The sequence below is a fragment of the Nocardioides salarius genome, assembly GCF_016907435.1.
In the GTDB taxonomy this organism is placed as follows: domain Bacteria; phylum Actinomycetota; class Actinomycetes; order Propionibacteriales; family Nocardioidaceae; genus Nocardioides; species Nocardioides salarius.
Window position 1 is genome coordinate 2,160,190 of sequence record NZ_JAFBBZ010000001.1, and the last position, 14,515, is coordinate 2,174,704.

General features: G+C 74.6%; 11 protein-coding genes. 3 read left to right on the forward strand and 8 right to left on the reverse strand.

Translation table 11 applies throughout. From position 1 onward, the window contains the following. Positions 1–37: 37 nt before the first annotated feature. On the reverse strand, positions 38–1,351 hold the full coding sequence (locus JOE61_RS10415) for an aminotransferase-like domain-containing protein (RefSeq protein ID WP_193670576.1): 1,314 nt from the start codon (positions 1,349–1,351) through the stop codon (positions 38–40). A 100-nt stretch (positions 1,352–1,451) separates the two neighbouring features. On the opposite strand from JOE61_RS10415, the gene JOE61_RS10420 reads away from it, so the two are divergent. Then, a complete protein-coding gene (locus JOE61_RS10420; protein WP_193670577.1) occupies positions 1,452–2,129 on the forward strand; it encodes a GNAT family N-acetyltransferase in 678 nt (225 codons plus the stop codon). Between the two features lie 39 nt (positions 2,130–2,168). On the opposite strand, the gene trxA is transcribed toward JOE61_RS10420, so the two are convergent. From trxA to JOE61_RS10455, 7 genes are all read right to left on the reverse strand, one after another. Further along, entirely contained in the window at positions 2,169–2,492 is a 324-nt protein-coding gene (gene trxA, locus JOE61_RS10425; protein WP_204797212.1) for a thioredoxin, read from the reverse strand. A 134-nt stretch (positions 2,493–2,626) separates the two neighbouring features. Next, complete coding sequence (trxB, locus tag JOE61_RS10430; RefSeq protein ID WP_193670578.1) at positions 2,627–3,622, reverse strand: thioredoxin-disulfide reductase; 996 nt, start codon at positions 3,620–3,622, stop codon at positions 2,627–2,629. A gap of 185 nt (positions 3,623–3,807) precedes the next feature. Continuing rightward, positions 3,808–4,626: a hypothetical protein gene (locus tag JOE61_RS10435; RefSeq protein WP_193670579.1), complete on the reverse strand. Its 819-nt coding sequence runs from the start codon at positions 4,624–4,626 to the stop codon at positions 3,808–3,810. A 123-nt stretch (positions 4,627–4,749) separates the two neighbouring features. Beyond that, positions 4,750–5,472 carry an RNA polymerase sigma factor SigM gene (sigM, locus tag JOE61_RS10440; protein ID WP_193670580.1) on the reverse strand — a complete coding sequence of 241 codons (723 nt, stop codon included), beginning with the start codon at positions 5,470–5,472 and terminating at the stop codon, positions 4,750–4,752. 7 nt (positions 5,473–5,479) lie between these two features. Then, positions 5,480–7,561, reverse strand: coding sequence for a protein kinase family protein (locus JOE61_RS10445; RefSeq protein WP_193670581.1), 2,082 nt, complete (start codon positions 7,559–7,561; stop codon positions 5,480–5,482). Between the two features lie 56 nt (positions 7,562–7,617). Then, complete coding sequence (gene murJ, locus JOE61_RS10450; RefSeq protein WP_307822925.1) at positions 7,618–9,270, reverse strand: murein biosynthesis integral membrane protein MurJ; 1,653 nt, start codon at positions 9,268–9,270, stop codon at positions 7,618–7,620. Next, a complete protein-coding gene (locus JOE61_RS10455) occupies positions 9,267–11,630 on the reverse strand; it encodes a DUF6049 family protein (RefSeq protein WP_193670582.1) in 2,364 nt (787 codons plus the stop codon). Before JOE61_RS10455 ends, murJ begins: the two co-directional genes overlap by 4 nt. Positions 11,631–11,701: 71 nt before the next feature. Between JOE61_RS10455 and JOE61_RS10460 the strand changes: the two genes are divergently transcribed. Both JOE61_RS10460 and JOE61_RS10465 read left to right on the forward strand, forming a co-directional pair. Then, the gene (locus JOE61_RS10460) at positions 11,702–13,117 is read left to right on the forward strand and encodes a CCA tRNA nucleotidyltransferase (RefSeq protein ID WP_193670601.1); all 1,416 of its coding nucleotides are present in this window, start codon (positions 11,702–11,704) and stop codon (positions 13,115–13,117) included. Between the two features lie 34 nt (positions 13,118–13,151). Beyond that, the gene (locus JOE61_RS10465; protein ID WP_193670583.1) at positions 13,152–13,658 is read left to right on the forward strand and encodes an SRPBCC family protein; all 507 of its coding nucleotides are present in this window, start codon (positions 13,152–13,154) and stop codon (positions 13,656–13,658) included. Positions 13,659–14,515 lie beyond the last annotated feature (857 nt).

Here is a 14,515-nt window from a genome sequence, read left to right on the forward strand (position 1 = left end):
GATCCTGCCACGTGCGCAGGCATCGCCCCGCCGTTGCTCAGCTGACGTCGCTGCCGGGCGCGTCGTAGCCGGCCGGCAGGCCGCGCTCGGGCAGCGTCGCGCCGAACGTCGCGCGCAGCTCGATCTCGGCCTCGAGCACCCCGGCGAGGCGGCGTACGCCCTCGCGGATCCGCTCCGGGGTGGGGTAGCAGAACGACAGACGCATGGCGCTGGAGCCGAAGCCGTCGGCGTAGAACGCGGTGCCGGGCACGTAGGCCACCCGGGCCGTGACAGCCCGAGGCAGCATCGCCTTGGCGTCGATGCCTGGGGGCAGGCCCAGCCAGACGTAGAAGCCGCCCTCGGGCACGTTCCACGTGCAACCGGCGGGCATCAGGTCGTCGAGGGCGGAGACCATGGCGTCGCGGCGCTCGCGGTACATCTCGCGGAACTGCTTGATCTGTCCGACCCAGTCGTGGCTGGCCAGGTAGGACGACACCGCCATCTGCGAGAACTGCGGGGGGCACAGGGTCGCGGACTCCTGGGCCAGCACCAGCTTTTCGCGCACCGGGTGCGGCGCCAGCGCCCAGCCGACCCGGAAGCCGGGGGCGAAGGTCTTGGAGAAGGACCCGAGGTAGATCACGGTGTCGGCCTCGTCGGCGCGCAGCGCGCGCAGCGGCTCGCGCTCGAAGCCCAGCAGCCCGTAGGGGTTGTCCTCGAGGATCAGCACGCCCTCCTCGCGACAGATCTCGAGCACCTCGGTGCGCCGCTGGGCCGACATGGTCACGCCGGCGGGGTTGTGGAAGTTCGGGATCGTGTAGAGGAACTTGATCGTCTTGCCTGCGGCCTTGACCGAGGCGATCGCCTGGCGCAGCGCCTCGGGCACCAGCCCGTGCGCGTCCATCTCGGCGTGCACGACCTCGGCCTGGTAGGCGCGGAAGACGCCCAGCGCGCCGACGTACGACGGCGCCTCGCAGATCACCACGTCGCCGGGGTCGCAGAAGACGCGGGTGACCAGGTCGACGGCCTGCTGGGAGCCGACCGTGACCACGACGTCGTCGGGGTGGGCCTCGATGCCCTCGAGCCGCATCACGTCGGTGATCTGCTCGCGCAGCTCGGGCACGCCCTGGCCCGAGCCGTACTGCATCGCCACGGTGCCGTGCTTCTCGACGAGCTCGCCGATGGCGCCACCGACGACGTCGAGCGGCAGTCCGGAGATGTTGGGCATCCCACCGGCCAGCGAGACGACCTCGGGCCGGGAGGCGACGGCGAAGAGGGCCCGGATCTCCGAGGCCGTCATGCCGGCCGTGCGCGCGGCGTAGAGGTCGACGAAGGAGTCGAGGCGGGTCTGCGAGCGCGCGGGTGTGGAATCCATGACAGGTCTAGCATGAGGGATGCCGGGCTCGCGCGCACGCGCAGATCGCGTGGTGGGCGGGTCGAACGGCTCACAGTCCACGGTGAGGCGGGTGTGGCAGGTGGCACGCAGGGTCGTCCGGCTGACGCTGGACCTGCTCGAGGAGCTCGACGCGCCGTGCCGCACCTGCGCGGTCTGGCAGCTCGACCCGGTGCGCCGGGCCCGCGCCTGCACGCCGCGCGAGGCGGCCGAGGAGCGTGCCGCCTGGACCTCCGGGGTGCTGCGCGAGTGGGGATCCTGCGGCCGGGTGGTGCTGGTCGACGGACGCGCCGTGGGCCACCTGGTCTACGCGCCGCCGGCGTTCGTGCCCGGAGCCGACGCCTTCGCCACCTCCCCGGTCTCGCCCGACGCCGTGCTGCTCGTCAGCGGGTACGTCGACCCGGTGCACGCCGGCGGGGGCCTGGGGCGGGTGCTGGTGCAGGCGATGGCCCGCGACCTGCTCGGGCGCGGCGGGATCCGCGCGGTGGAGGCCTTCGGGCGCACCGACCTGGTGCCCGGGCACGGGCCGCGCGCGTGGGGCGGGTCGCAGGTGGCCGGCTGCGCGCTGCCGGTGGGCTTCCTCGGCGGGGTGGGCTTCGGCACCCAGCGCCCGCATCCGCTGACGCCACGGATGCGGATGGACCTCGGCTCGGTGCTGACCTGGCGCGACGAGGTGGAGGCCGCGATCGAGCGGCTGCGCGGCGCGGTGCGGCCGGTCGCGGTCCCCGCGGCCGAGCGCAGCGAACCCCCGGCGCCGTGAGGCACCGGGGGTCCGGTCACGCGTGGGTGGAGCCGCCGATCAGATGAAGTCGGCCAGCTCCTTGAGCAGGGCGGCCTTCGGGCGGGCGCCGACGATGGTCTTGACGACCTCGCCGCCCTGGTAGACGTTGATCGTCGGGATGCCGGTGACCCGGTAGGACGAGGGGGTCACGGGGTTCTCGTCGACGTTCATCTTCAAGAACGTGATCTTGTCGCCGTGCGCACCGGCGAGCTCGTCGAGGATCGGGGCGACCTGGCGGCACGGCCCGCACCACTCGGCCCAGAAGTCCACGAGGACCGGCTTGTCGGCCATCAGGACCGTCTGGTCGAACTCGGCGTCGGTCACGGCGGAGATGTTGCCCATGGTGGGACCTTTCGGGATCTGTGGTGGTGGCTGGGTGGTGGCTGGGTGCCGGGGTGGTGCTGGTGGTGCGGGGTGCTGGGTGAGGAACGCCGCCGGGGGCCGCGATGTTCCACGGCCCCACGGGGCTCGCCGGCTCAGGCTCCGACGACCTCGGCGTCGGCGCGCTCCTGCGCCTCGGCCGGGTTGGCGGCGACGTGCTCCAGCTCGGCGAGGAAGCGCTCGGCGTCGAGCGCGGCCGCGCAGCCGGTGCCGGCGGCGGTGATCGCCTGGCGGTACTGGTGGTCGACCAGGTCGCCGCACGCGAAGACACCGGGCTGGTTGGTGCCGGTGCTGGGGTGCTCGGCGAGCACGTAGCCGTTGTCGTCGAGGTCGACCTGGCCCACCAGCAGCTCCGAGCGCGGGTCGTGGCCGATGGCGATGAACAGGCCGGTGGCGTCGAGCGAGCGCTGCTCGCCGGTGGTGGTGTCCTCCAGCGTGAGCGACTCGAGCTTGTCGGTGCCGTTGATCTCGGCGACCTTGCTGTTCCAGATGATCTCGAGCTTGGGGTCGGCGAAGGCGCGCTCCTGCATGATCTTGGAGGCGCGCAGCTCGTCGCGGCGCACGATCAGGGAGACCTTCGACCCGAAGCGGGTCAGGAAGGTGGCCTCCTCGATGGCGGAGTCGCCACCGCCGACCACGGCGATGTGCTGGTCGCGGAAGAAGAACCCGTCGCAGGTGGCGCACCAGGAGACGCCGCGGCCCGAGAGCGCCTTCTCGTTGGGCAGGCCCAGCTCGCGGTAGCCCGAGCCGGTCGCCAGGATCACCGCGTGCGCCCGGTGGGTGTCGGTGGCGGTGCGGACGGTCTTGACGTCGCCGGTCAGGTCGACCTCGACCACGTCGTCGGCCACCAGCTCGGCGCCGAAGCGCTCGGCCTGCCCGCGCATCTCGTCCATCAGGGCGGGGCCCATGATGCCGTCGCGGAAGCCCGGGAAGTTCTCGACCTCGGTGGTGTTCATCAGCGCACCGCCGGCGGTGACGGAGCCCTCGAACACCAGCGGGTGCAGGTTGGCACGAGCGGCGTAGACCGCCGCGGTGTACCCGGCGGGGCCCGAGCCGATGATGATCACGTTGCGGATGTCGTTCTCGGCCATGCGTCCAGCTGCTCCTCGGTCAGGGGGTTGGACCGGTTCCTGGTCCGTGGGGTCCAACCGATCCTAGGTGAGCCGCATTCCCGCGCGCTCCCGGAACGGGGTGCCCGGCGGGTGTCCGGCCCGTGACGAACCCGCGACCGGCGCGAGGCAGGTCGGCGGCCGGTCGGCGACGGGTCAGCGGCGGGTCAGCGGCGGGGGAGCGTGGTGCTGCGCAGCACGCCGCCGGTGCCGCACTGCAGCAGGTCGACGACCTGGCTGTCGCCGGCGGGTGCCCGGAAGGCGAGCACGGCCGGCTCGCCGTCGTAGAGGACCGCGATCGGGATGCCCTCGCCCCACTCGGCGGGTGCGCAGTCCTGCCAGCGGCGTGCGACCGGGCGCGGCGCGGCCCGCAGCCGGGCGACCCGCGCGGAGGGCCCTCCGCCGCGGCGGATGGCGCGACGCTGCACGACGGCGGAGTCGTCGCTGAAGGAGTCGTCGCCCACGCGTGCCAGCCGGCGGTCGACGACGACGACGGCGCGCTGGGGCTCCTCGCGCATCATCGTGGTGCCCGGGCCGACGTCGTTGGCGGCCGCGCCACCGGGGCTGGACCCGCCCTCGCCGGTGTCGCCACGGTCGGGGGCGGCCGAGCGCTCACGCTGCTCGTCCCGCTCGGCGCTCACGAAGCTCTCGGCGGCGCCGTCGGAGCCGGCGCTGGAGTCGGCGCTGGAGTCGGCGCTGGAGCCGCCCGAGAGGTCGACGACCTGGCCCAGACCGATCCCGACGGCGACCACGGCCGCGGCTGCGACCAGCATCGAGCCCGCGCGGCGACGGCGGGCCGCGGCGAGCTCGAGCACGCCGGTGCCGCTGATGCCGCTGGGCACGTCCTCACCGGCCTCGAGCCGGCCCAGGACCTCGTCGAGCCGGGTGGCGACGTCGGCGGGCACCGGGGCCTCGTGGCGCGCGTCGGCGAGGAGACGTCGCAGTCGAGCCTCCTCCCCGGGGGAGGGCGCTGGGTGCCCGGTCATCTCGCCTCCTTCGACGTCGTGGGGGTGCGTGCGGTGCGGGGTCGGTCTCGTGCGGCTCCGACGGATCATCCTCGCCCGTGGCCTCCGGATGCCGGTGGCCGGGGTCGGCCACCTCGCCGGCTCTCAGGGGCGGGACGGTGACGCGGGTGGTCCGCGCGGGTCGTCCGGTCTGACGCGCGCCGGGCCTCCTGGGTTCCCCGTCGGCGGGTGGTGCGGGTCACCCGGGGCGGTGTCGTCGTCGACGAGCAGCTCGGCGAGGTGGGCCGCGAGGCGGGCCCGCCCACGCGAGCAGCGCGACTTCACGGTGCCGGCCGCGACGTCGAGGATGCGTGCCGCCTCGGCCACGGGGTAGCCCTCCATGTCGACCAGCACGATGGCGGCGCGCTGCTCGGGGCTGATCCGGCCCAGCGCGTCGAGGACCGCGCGGCGCCGCTCGGCCCGCACCGACTGCTCGGCCGGGTCCTCGGTCTCGGCGGTGGCGGTGCGGGTGTCGCCGCGCTCGTTGTACTCCTCGAGGTCGTCGGGCAGCCGGTCGGTACGCCGCACGCGGGCGGCCCGCAGCCGGTCGAGGCACGCGTTGACGACGATGCGGTGCAGCCACGTGGTGACCGCGGCGTCGCCGCGGAAGGAGCCGGCGCGCCGGTAGGCCGCGACCAGGGCATCCTGGAGGCCGTCGGCGGCGTCCTCGGGCTGGCCGGTCGTGCGCAGCGCCACCGCCCAGAGCCGGTCGCGGTGCCGGCCGAAGAGCTCCCCGAACGCGCCCTCGCGACCGGCGACGTGGGCGGCCAGCAGGGCGCGGTCGTCGAGCTCGGCGAGCGGGCGCTCGTCCTGGCGGTGCCCCCTCATCGCGTGCTCATCCGAGCACCCGGATCTCCGAGACCTCGCCGCGGAAGCCGTCGCCGACGTCGGGCAGCGAGGTGAACCAGATGGTCACGTAGCGGCCCGCGACGGCCTCCTCGAGCTCGATGCTCTCGGTGGAGCCGGCCGTGACGTCGGCGACCGGATCGAGGTCGGCCACCGCGGTGGGCGCCTCCTCGGTGACGTAGAGCTCGACCTGGGAGCCCTCCCCGACCAGGTCGAGCTCGACCGAGCGGACCTCGGCGGCGCTCCCGAGGTCGACGACGAGCCCGACGCCGGTCTTGAGGCCGGCCGGGCCGAGGTCCTGGTTGTACGTGGAGGTGCGCCAGCTGGTGGCGGGGTCGCCGTCGACCGTGTTCCCGGTGAGCTCGGGGTACTCCTCGGGCGGCTCGGCCTGCGGGTCGAGGTCGGTGACGCTGAGGCCGGTCAGCGGCTCCGGGGTCGCCGAGGCGGTGGCCGCCGAGCCCGGCGTGGAGGACGCCTCGTCCTCGGGGACGCTGCCCAGCGGGGTGCGCCCGCGCCCCAGGTTGAAGGCCACGGCCACCGCGACCACCAGCAGCACGCCCGCCAGCAGCAGCGCGGCCAGCCGGAAGGTGCTGCGGCCCGGCACCTGGTCGTCCTCGACGCCCACGCCCTCGCCGAGGACGCCGCTGCCGGTGTGGGTCATCGACCCGAGGGCGCCCACACCCGTGCCTGTCCCAGTGCCGTGACCAGTGCCGTGACCAGTGGCGGTGCCGTGGCCGGTCCCGGTGTCCCACGGCCAGTAGTCGCCCGCGCCGGTGGCGGCCGCGGCGCCGGGACGGGGGCGTCGTACGGGACCACCGTCGGGGGGCTCGGGGGCGAAGAGGGGCCGCGGGGCGGGCTCCTCCAGCGGCGGCGGCGGCGGTCCGGGCACCGGCCGCTGGCTGCGGCCCTCCCGCTCCTCGTCGTCGTCGTCGAAGGACGGGAGCCCGGCCTGGGTCGGCAGGTCGCCCTCCGGCTCGACGACGGGGCCGGGCTCGGCACCGGCGTCGGTGCCGGTGTCCGTGTCGGCGTTGTCGATCTCGGTCACCTGAGTCGGTGCGTCCGGCTCCGTCTCCGGTCCGGCGGCGGCGGGCGCCTCGAGCGGCACCGCGACCGTGGGCTCCTCGGGCTCGTCCGGGACCGGGGTCGTCGGCTCGTCGCGGGGCAGGTCCTCGGCGCGGACCACGCGGGTGGGCTCCACCTCGGGCTCGTCGGCCGGGCGCAGCCCGAGCTCGGGCACGGCGCTGAAGCGCACCGGGCCGCTGCCGCGCGAGACCAGCCGCTCGACCAGCGACTCGGGGATGCCGGCCGGGTCGCCCACGAAGTCCTCCAGCGCCGCGGTCAGGCCGCGTGACGACTCGGGGGCCCGCAGGCCGCGACCGCGGCCGGAGAGGTCGAGGACCTCGTCGCAGAGCACGTCGAGCGGGCGGGGGATGCCGGCCCGCACCTGCCGTGGGCGCAGCACCCGGCCGTGCTCGCGGGGGGCGGAGGGCACCGCGGAGTCCGAGGCGCCGGCCCAGCGGCCGGTGAGGGCGGCGTAGAGCAGCCCGGCCAGGTCGTCGACGTCGTCCTCGACACGCGGGTCGGGGTTGCCGTGCAGGGCGGCGTCGACGCACCAGCCGATGACCCGGATCGAGCCGTGCAGGTCGACCAGGACGTTCTCGGGGTTGAGCCGCCCGTGGGCGACGCCGGCGCCGTGCGCGACGGTGGCGGCCGCGCCGACCTCGGCCACGATCCAGGCCGCGCGGCGCGGCGAGAGGACCCCGCCGGCGCCGAGCATGATGTCGAGCGACGTGCCGGTGCCCCACTCGTTGACGACGTAGCAGAGGCCGTCGAGCTCCTCGGCGTCGAGCACCCGCAGGATGTGGGGGTCGAGCACGGTCGCCGAGCGGCGGGCGGCCCGCAGCAGCCCCTCGGAGCGCGGGTCGTCGGCGGAGATCACGTGCAGCGCCACGTGCCGCTCGAGGATCCGGTCGTGGGCACGCCAGAAGCGCCCGTTCCCGCTCTCGCTGAGCAGGTCGACGAGGCGGTACCGGCCGGCGAGCAGGTCACCGGGCCGGATCGAGTGAGGCACTGCGCTCCTTCGCGGGGGCTCGGCAGGTGGACGGGCTTCCGGCCATCGTAGGGGGGTCAGTCGCGCTGCGGGGCGGGGACGCGGCGGGTGAGCGTGCGCAGCACGTCGGTGACCTCGCTCAGGCGCACCAGCCGGGCCAGCACCAGGAAGAGCGCCACGTCGACGGCACCCACGACCGCCACCCGCAGGCCGGCCATCGCCCGGCTCTCCTCGGGGCCGACCTGGTGCAGCGCCCAGGCGACCAGCCCGGCCACCGCGGTGCTGAGGGCGACCACCAGCAGCGTGCGCACCACGAAGCGCAGCAGGGCCCGGCCACCGAGACCGCCGATCCGGCGCGAGAGCACGCTCCACGAGACGAACGAGCCGACGGCGTACGCCGCCGCGTAGGCCAGCACGAGCGAGGGCGCGGTCGCGGCGGGGCCGGTGGTGAGCACCAGGGCCAGCGCGACCCCGACGTTGGTCAGCCCCACGGCGCACTGCACGAGGAAGACGGTGCGGGTCTGCTCGAGGGAGTAGAAGCCGCGCAGCACCACGTAGTGGACGGTGAAGAAGACCAGGCCGGGCCCGAAGAGGGCCAGCGTCGGCACGTAGTTGCCGACGGTGTCGGCCGCGGCGCCGTACCCGAACAGGATGCGGGGCAGGTCGGGGGCCAGCAGCGGCAGCAGGGCCGCGAACGGCACGATCACCGCCAGCGCGGTGCGCAGCGTCGACGAGAGCGTCTCGCCCAGCGCCCGCAGGTCGTTGCCGGCGGCGCGGGCCGAGAGCCGCGGCAGGATCGCGGTGGCCAGCGAGACCGTGATGATCGAGTGCGGCACCATCACGATCAGGAACGCGGCCGAGTAGATCGTCGCGCCGGTGCCGTCGGGGTCGCCGCCGGCCGTGCCGGTCGAGGCCAGGTTGATCACGACCGTGTACGCCGCCTGGTTGACGACCACGAAGCCGACCGTCCAGCCGCCCAGGCGCAGGGTGTGGCCCAGGCCGGTGCCGCGGAAGTCGAAGCGCGGCACGAACCGGAAGCCGGCGCGGCGCAGGAACGGGAGCAGCACCAGCAGCTGGAGCACGATGCCCGCGGTCGAGCCCAGGCCCAGCAGCAGCTCCTCGGAGGCGCTGAACCCGGCGAACCGCTCGGACTCGCGTGCGGCGCCGAAGACCAGCAGGTAGACCACGAGGGTGGCCACGGCCACGACGTTGTTGGCGATCGGGGCCCACATCATCGGCCCGAACGTGCCGCGGGCGTTGAGGATCTGCCCGACCAGCACGAACATGCCGTAGAAGAAGACCTGCGGCAGGCAGTAGCGGGCGAAGTCGATCGTCGACTCGCGCACCTCCGGGGGCCAGTCGGTCGTGTAGAGGCCCACCACCAGGGGCGCGGCCACGACCAGCAGCACCGTCACGGCGGCCAGGAAGAGCCCGGCCAGCGTCACGATCCGGTTGGTGTAGGCCTCGCCGCCGTCGTCGTCGTGCTGCAGCGCCCGCACCAGCTGGGGCACCAGCACCGCGTTGAACACGCCGCCGGCCAGCAGGATGTAGAGCATGTTCGGGATCGTGTTGGCGATGTTGAACGCGTCGGCGTGCAGCAGGTTGCCCAGCGCCGCGGCCAGCAGCGAGGCCCGGATGAAGCCGCTGAGGCGCGAGAACGTGGTGCCCGCGGCCATCACTGCCGACGAGCCGAGGATGCTGGAGCGCTCCTCGTCGGTGCTGGTGCTCACGCCTGCTCCTGGGTCGCGTCGGGCTGGGACTGGTCGGGCTGGGCGCGGGAGGAGGCGCGGGAGGAGGCGCGGGCCGCGCGCACGCGGCGTACGAGCCGGACCACGATGGCGCCCAGCAGCAGCGCCGCCCCGGCACCCATGATCAGCCAGATCACCCGGCTCACCTGGGCCGCACGGATCGGCACGACGTCGACGTCGCCGAGCGGCACGTCGTTGACGTCGGTGAGCACCAGGGTCACGTTGTGCACGCCCTGCTGCTCGGTGGTGGCGCCCAGCAGCACGGTCGTCGAGCTCTCGGGGCCGATCTCGATGCTCTCGGGGACCCGCAGCGTCATCGGCTGGTCGGAGCGGGCGTCGAGGCGCACCGTCACGGCCTGGTCGAGGTTGTTGGTGATCGTCGCCGGCAGCCGCCCGCTGGCACTCGACAGGGTGACCCCGGGCGGTGCGCTGACCTCGATCGCGCCCAGCAGGTCGCGCACGTCGTCGGTCGCGGCGCGGGCCGAGCGCAGGGCCGCCGCCCGCGCCGGGCGGGTCAGGAACGAGGCGGTGGGGTAGGCGGTCGCCGAGACCACCGAGCCGACCCGGTCGTTGAAGGTGAGCAGGTCCTGCAGGTGCTGGCCGGCCTCGACGAGCTCGGTGACGGCGGCGAGGTCGGTGGGCCCGAGCTCGGCCTCGCGCTGGCTGTCGGGGTAGCGCAGCTCGTCGGGGTCCACGGGCAGGGGACGGCGCCCGGCCGTCGCCTCGGCGACCGTGTCGAGGTCGACCCACGAGGTGCCTAGCCCCTCGAAGAAGGCGGTGCCGTCGCCGTCGGGCACCCAGCCCAGCGGCAGGGTCAGCACCAGCGGGGAGCGCCGACCGGTGTCGAGCAGCCGCACGGCGGCCTCGCTCAGCACCCGCTGGCGCAGCGCGAGCGTCGAGAGCCGATCACCCGGGCTCGGCCCGCCGTCGGCGGCACCCGAGGACGACAGCACCACCGTGCGGTCGTCGACGGAGACCACGGTGGGCAGCGGGTCGACGGCCCGCTGGCCGTCGAGCATCCGGTCGGTGAGCAGGATCGTCTCGTCCTCGCGGGCCTCGGCCAGCGTCTCCAGGGGCAGGAAGCCGAGCGGGGAGGCGAGCGCCGGGCTCGTGGTGAGCTCGACGCCCTCGAGCTCGGATCCCGCGCGCCGGCGGGCCGAGCGGTAGAGCTCGGGGGACAGGCGCGCGGCGGCGGCGACGTCGAGGTCGCCGTACGGCAGCGCCAGCACCTGCGAGCCCGGCCGCACCGCCGCGCCGAGCGCGTCGAGCCAGTCGCCGGCGTCGCGGGCCAGCTGCTCGGCCTCGGGGTCGAGCTCGGAGAGCGCCTCCTCGTCGAGGCGCGGGGGCACGGTGCTGCGCTCGGTCGGCCCCGGCGCGGTCGGGTCGGCGTCCTCGGGGGCCGGATCCGTCTCCGGGGCGACCGGGGAGTCGTCGGCGCCCGGCGTGCCGGTCGGCTCCGTCTGGTCGCCGTCGGGGGCGTCGGGGTCGGCCGGGTCGATCGTCGGCTCGATGGAGCGCGGCGGGTTGCCGGCGGCCAACCGGCTCGCGGCGTCGACCACCGCCGGGTCGACCAGCCAGGTCAGGGAGGCGTCGTCGGCGCCGGCACCGAGGTCGACGAGCTCGGTGAGCGCCCCGCCGGGGGCCAGGGCCCGCTCCCACGACTCGAGGCCGGCGACCCGGCCCTGCGCGTCGTGCAGCACCCGCTTGCGCAGCGGGACCACCACCGAGACCCGCAGGCTGCGGTCCTCGCCGCCGACCCAGGGCAGGAACGTGCGGGCGCGGCCGTCGGCGTTGAGGTCGCGTCCCGCGGCGTCCTGGCCCAGCGCGTGCACCCCGAACCAGTAGACGCCGCGCTCGTCGACGTCGAGGCGCGACCGGGCCACGGTGAAGGAGTAGTCGGCCGACTCGCCGGGCTCGAGGGTCTCGATCGTCGCGTACGGGCCGGGGTCGGTGACCCGGGCGCCGACGAAGTCGCGCACCGGGGTCCTGCGCGCCTCGCTGAGGTCGGCGGGCGTCGTCAGCGCGGTGTCGCCGAGGAAGGGGTAGAGATTGACGGTGGTCCAGGTCTCGTCGTCGACGTTGGTGACGGTGCCGCTGACCTCGATGGGGCCCGAGCGGGGCAGCTCGCCGGGGGTCAGCGACTCGATCGTGACGCTGAGCGGCTCCCGGTCGCCCTCGTCGGCGGCGGCGGCGTACGACGCCTGGACCGGCGCGACGAGTCCGCCGGCCGTGCTCATCGCCACCACGACGCCCGCGACGCCGCCGGCCACCAGCCGTCCGGCACCCCCGCGTCGACCGTGCCGGGCCCCGGGGGCAGGGCGCAGTGAGCGGGGGAGGACCACGCCCCGACTGTAGTGGGGGCCGGCACCTAGACTGTCGGCCCGTGCCCCACGACGAGCCCGCCCCCCTCAGCATGGTCGAGGTGCAGCGATCGGTCGCCGCCGAGCTCGACCGCATCGCTCCCGTCATCGACGAGCTCGGCCGTCGCTTCACCGAGGCCGGCCACGAGATCGCGCTGGTCGGTGGTCCGGTGCGCGACGCGATGCTGGGCCGCCACCACAACGACCTCGACCTGACGACCTCGGCGCGCCCGGAGCAGACCGAGCGGCTGCTCAAGGGCTGGGCCGACGCGATGTGGGACATGGGCCGCGACTTCGGCACCATCGGCTGCCGCAAGGGCGAGTGGCAGGTCGAGATCACGACCTACCGCTCGGAGTCCTACGACCCGTCGTCGCGCAACCCCGACGTGGCCTTCGGCGACACCCTGGCCGGTGACCTGGGGCGCCGCGACTTCACCGTCAACGCGATGGCGGTGCGGCTGCCCGGCCGCGAGGTCGAGGACCCGCACGGCGGCGTGCTCGACCTGGCCCACCGGGTGCTGCGCACCCCGGGCACGCCCGAGGACTCCTTCTCCGACGACCCGCTGCGGATGATGCGCGCGGCGCGCTTCGCCGCCCAGCTCGGCTTCGAGGTCGACGAGTCGGTGGTGGCGGCGATGAGCGCGATGGCCGGGCGCATCGACATCATCTCCGCCGAGCGGGTGCGCGACGAGCTGGTCAAGCTGGTGATGGGGCCCTACCCGCGGCGCGGGCTCACGCTCCTGGTCGACACCGGGCTGGCCGAGCTGGTGCTGCCCGAGCTGCCGGCCCTGGCTCTCGAGCGCGACGAGCACCACCGGCACAAGGACGTCTACGAGCACACCCTGACGGTGCTGGAGCAGGCCATCGACCAGGAGGAGGAGCGCCTCGGCGGGCCCGACCTGGTCTCGCGGCTGGCGGCGCTGATGCACGACGTCGGCAAGCCGCGCACCCGCCGCTTCCTCGACGACGGCACCGTCACCTTCCACCACCACGACGTGGTCGGCGCCAAGCTGACCCGCAAGCGGATGAAGGCGCTGCGCTTCTCCAACGACGACATCGACGCGGTCAGCACCCTGGTCGAGCTGCACCTGCGCTTCCACGGCTACGGCAGCGGGGAGTGGACCGACTCGGCGGTGCGCCGCTACGTCCGCGACGCCGGCGACCAGCTGACCCGGCTGCACGTGCTGACCCGCGCCGACTCGACCACCCGCAACCGGCGCAAGGCCGAGCGCCTGGCGCGCACCTACGACGACCTCGAGGCGCGCATCGAGCGGCTGGCCGAGGCCGAGGAGCTGGGTGCGATGCGCCCCGACCTCGACGGCAACCAGATCATGGAGATCCTCGGCGTCGGCCCCGGCCGCGAGGTCGGCGAGGCCTACCGGCACCTGCTCGAGCTGCGGATGGACGAGGGGCCGCTGGGCGAGGAGCGGGCCCGCGAGGAGCTGCTCGCCTGGTGGGCACAGCGCTAGCCGAGCACGGCATACCGACGGTACGGTCACGGCCATGACGACCGCACCCAGCCCCCAGTCCGGCCCCCAGTCCGGCCCCGAGTCCAGCACCGACCTGCACGCCGAGATCGAGGTCGACGCGACCCCCGCCCAGACCTGGGCGCTGGTCAGCGACGTGCGCCGGATGCCGGAGTGGAGCCCGCAGGTGCGGCGCACCTTCGTGCCCGGCGGCGCGGTGCGGCTGGGCAGCCGGATGATCAACCTCAACCACCGGGGCTGGATGCACTGGCCCACCCAGGCCAAGGTGGTGCGCTTCGAGCCGCACCGCGAGGTGGCCTTCCGCGTCGTCGAGAACCGCACCGTGTGGTCCTTCACCCTCGAGCCGCTCGACGGCGGCACCCGCACCCGCATCGTGCACAAGCGTGAGTCCCCCGAGGGCGTCTCGGCCCTCTCGCTCGGGCTGACCAAGGTCGCCTTCGGCGGCGTCCCCGCCTTCACCGACGAGCTGCGCGCGGGGATGCAGCGCACCCTCGAGCGGATGCGCGACACCCTCGCCTCCTGACCCGTCCCACCGTCGGTCGAGCAGCGAGGGCCACTCGTCGTTGGTCGAGCAGCGAGGGCCGGAGGCTCGAGCGACGCTGAGACCCCGTGACCCCATGGCGTACGGCGGGCACGTCGGGCACGGGGCCCACTGGGTCTCGGCGTCGTTCCTCGCTGGCGCTCGTCACTGCTCGACCAACGACAGCGCCGCACCGTTGGTCGAGCAGCGAGGGCCGGAGGCTCGAGCGACGCCGAGACCCCGTGACCCCATGGCGCACGGCGGGCACGTCGGGCACGGGGCCCACTGGGTCTCGGCGTCGTTCCTCGCTGGCGCTCGTCACTGCTCGACCAACGACAGCGCCGCACCGTTGGTCGAGCAGCGAGGGCCGGAGGCTCGAGCGACGCCGAGACCCGGTGACCCCATGGCGCACGGCGGGCACGGCGGGCACGTCGGGCACGGTGCGCACTGGGTCTCGGCGTCGTTCCTCGCTGGCGCTCGTCACTGCTCGACCAACGACAGCGCCGCAGCGTTGGTCGAGCAGCGAGGGCCGGAGGCTCGAGCGACGCCGAGACCCGGTGACCCCATGGCGCACGGTGAGCACGTTGGTCACTGGGTCTCGGCGTCGTTCCTCGCTGGCGCTCGTCACTGCTCGACCAACGACAGCGCCGCAGCGTTGGTCGAGCAGCGAGGGCCGGAGGCTCGAGCGACGCCGAGACCCGGTGACCCCATGGCGCACGGTGAGCACGTCGGTCACCGGGTCTCGGCGACGTTCCTCGCTGGCGCTCGTCACTGCTCGACCAACGACAGCGCCGCAGCGTTGGTCGAGCAGCGAGGGCCGGAGGCTCGAGCGACGCCGAGACCCCGTGACCCCGTGGCGC